The 506-nt window shown below is 66.2% G+C and carries 1 protein-coding gene and 1 pseudogene; one reads left to right on the top strand and one right to left on the bottom strand.

The window, feature by feature from the left end; all coding sequences use genetic code 11:
• Positions 1-109: 109 nt before the first annotated feature.
• Positions 110-229: pseudogene (locus tag ACSVDD_RS29755) on the top strand (ATP-binding protein); the annotation flags it as partial.
• A 61-nt stretch (positions 230-290) separates the two neighbouring features.
• On the opposite strand, the gene ACSVDD_RS29750 reads toward ACSVDD_RS29755, so the two are convergent.
• Positions 291-506: hypothetical protein (locus tag ACSVDD_RS29750; RefSeq protein WP_448193012.1), on the bottom strand; the 216-nt coding region annotated here is incomplete at its 5' end.

Here is a 506-nt window from a genome sequence, read left to right as displayed (position 1 = left end):
CGGGAGGGGCCTCCGACGGCAACCTCGAGGCATTGCCCGTAAAGCGAATGCCGCCGATCGGTGACCGTGACCTCACGGACCAGTCGATCCGAAATTGGGGCAGCCTGCGATGGTTGGGGGTCCGACGCTGGCCGACGCCATCCTCGACCGCGTCGTGCACAACGCCTACCGCATCGAGCTGACCGGGGAGTCGCTGCGCAAGCGCCAAGCCGAGGCGCTGACGGCATGACGGCGGATCTTGACCCGCCGGAATCCTTCATGAGATGAGCAAAGCGACCCGGGGACGGGCGTCACGCGATGGCCGATATCGCGTCGGAACCGTGGACCGGCTTCAGCCCGGAACGCTGGACCGCCTTCAGATCGGAATCCCCGGCCGGCTTCATCGGAATGAATGAGGGTTTTTGCTGGGTCCCGCCGAGCACCGAGCGGTGCCGCGGCGTCGGGCGGGACGCTGCAAAAGCCAGATTGAACGAAGCCGCGCCGGTGCGGACAGCTATGGGAATAGT

It is taken from the genome of Azospirillum terrae, assembly GCF_053470425.1.
Note: the sequence above shows the minus strand (reverse complement) of the source record. Positions and strands in the feature narration are given on the sequence as shown.